The sequence below is a fragment of the Okeania sp. SIO2F4 genome (genome assembly GCF_010672385.1).
Taxonomy (GTDB): Bacteria; Cyanobacteriota; Cyanobacteriia; order Cyanobacteriales; family Microcoleaceae; genus Trichodesmium.
On record NZ_JAAHGT010001215.1, the window covers coordinates 1 to 2318 of the forward strand.

General features: G+C 39.4%; 2 protein-coding genes. Both read right to left on the reverse strand.

The window, feature by feature from the left end:
• Positions 1-409: 409 nt before the first annotated feature.
• Positions 410-1471 carry an MORN repeat-containing protein gene (locus tag F6K22_RS39000; protein ID WP_293110319.1) on the reverse strand — a complete coding sequence of 354 codons (1062 nt, stop codon included), beginning with the start codon at positions 1469-1471 and terminating at the stop codon, positions 410-412.
• Between the two features lie 87 nt (positions 1472-1558).
• The coding region (locus F6K22_RS39005) for an energy transducer TonB (RefSeq protein WP_363275401.1) at positions 1559-2318 on the reverse strand (760 nt) is incomplete at its 5' end.

The following is a 2318-nucleotide window of genomic DNA, read 5'->3' on the forward strand; positions in this document are numbered from 1 at the left end:
CTAAAATGTTTTTCTAGTCCTTCAGAAGGAACTGAGTTTGCGATTGAGATTCCTATTTTCCAAAGAAAGTTAAAAGCTGCATGATATCAAATCCAGTTATATAGTTATCCCAGTTCTTGCATCTACTAAATTTATAGATATGTCTATGAATACTCCTACATAATTTACCAGTTCCAATACTTCCTTTATACTGACACCAAATTAGCTTCAAAAGCTACTTTTTTAAAATCCTCTTTAACCATTTCCATATCTCATAATCTACACAAAAGAATACTCTATAAACCGGACTTAACATAATTCCTAACTCCTGAATTATGGGATAACTAATTACCCAGATTCTATACTATCGGATATTTTTTGATTATCCGAAGAAAAGATAATCTTTTATCTCAAATTAAACTAAAAATTATTACTGTTTAATTTTTCCCTCAACCCAAGTTCCTTCTACTTTCGTACCATCAGCAAAAATATAAACACCTTCACCGTGCTTTTTGCCATTTTTAAATTCTCCTTCATAGCTTTCGCCATCAGCGTATTTGCAAACCACATTACCGTTAAAGTTACCATTTTTTAATTCACCCTCACAGCGATCGCCATTGGTAAAACTATAGACTCCCCTACCATCCATCTTGCCATTCCTAAATTCTCCCTCATAACTATTGCCATCGGCAAAATTCAGAACTCCTTGACCGTCGGGTTCTCCATTCTTAAATTCTCCATCATAGCGATTGCCATTTGTATATTCTCGCAGACCTTTGCCATGAAATTTACCATCTTGAAATCCTCCATCATAGCGACCACCTGCTGCAAATGTATATACCCCCGTACCATTGTATTTACCATTAGCAAATCCTCCCTCATAGCGATCGCCATTTGCTAAAGTATAAACTCCTTTTCCATCCCTCTGACCATTACGCAACTGTCCCTCATATTTGTTTCCCGTAGAATATTCACAGTAACCAGTGCTATTCAACTTTCCATTTGTTACCTCTCCTTCACAACGGTCTCCTTTAGCAGTAATAAACGCACCCTTACCACTAGGTTGACCTGCTTTAAAATCTCCCTCATAACGGGCACCACTAGCAGAAACGAAAGTACCTTTACCGTCTAACTTACCATTCAATACTTCTCCCTCATAGCGATCGCCATTGGCAAATTCCCAAACCCCAGTACCATTAAATTCACCATCTCTAAATTCTCCCTGATAACGACCCCCGTCAGCAAAAATATATGTTCCTTTACCATCCGGTTTACCATCAAGAAAGTTCCCTTCGTAGCTAGCACCATCAGGATATTTGCAGACTCCCTGACCATTTAATTTACCATTTTGGACTGTTCCATCACAGCTAGTACCATCAGCAGAAGTAACTTGTTCAGCCATTGCTAGCTGTGGTAAGATAACCAAACTTCCGACATAGCAACTAGAAGCTGCCAAAATAATTCCTAGTTGTTTTTTGATTGAATTTATCATTTTAATATTAATAAAATTGATTTTCATAACTGAATTTTTTTAGTAATTTATTTGATGTACAGACGTTGCATGCAACGTCGCTACTAATCATCTCAAGCGAAATTTGAGCGTAACTAGAACTCCTAGACGCCCTCCATCCTTTGGGTCTAACTTCCATTCTTTGACTGCTTCTATTGCAGCTTCATCTAGGATAGTATGACCGCTAGATTTCTCTATGTAAACATTGGTTACATTACCATCAAAATCAATGTCAATTCTTAACTTAGGGTTTCCCTCTAATCCTTCCTCCCTAGCTAAACTAGGATAATCAGGTTGAGGACAATCAATGCAAGATACACCACCGGAACCATCACCGGAGCTAGAACCGGAACCAGAACTAGGTTTTGTAGGTCTCCCTCTTGAACCACCAAAATCTTGTAAAGGCGACCCCACTGCTGCTAGTTCTCCACTACCAGGGTTGTCAGAATTTCTGCTAGTACCATCTTCAAAGTTACCAAGACTGCTCAAAGCATCTCCAATACCTGAATTTGACTGACCACTCGTAGTAGGTTGAGTTCCTACTTCTCCTGGTAATGACGGACGAGAACCTTCTCCTGTATTATCAGAACTCAGGGGCGATCCAAATTGACTCTTGCTATTATCAGGGTTAGCAGAATTAGTTGCCACATCTCCAAAACTACTTTCTTCCCTAAGGGAACTACCAATATTTGAGTTAGTGGGACTAACACTAGGTTGGTACCGTTTCCGTTGTGTAGAGGCATGGTCCATGACCGTGCCATGGTCAGGCTTTGAGATGTCTGAACTGATCAAGCTTGCGAAGCAGACCTCTGATGCAAAATATGTCCGG

What these genes read in the sequence shown, in the direction of transcription:
- F6K22_RS39000 (WP_293110319.1), bottom strand. Translation starts at nt 1,471, where the DNA reads ATGATAAATTCAATCAAAAAACAACTAGGAATTATTTTGGCAGCTTCT.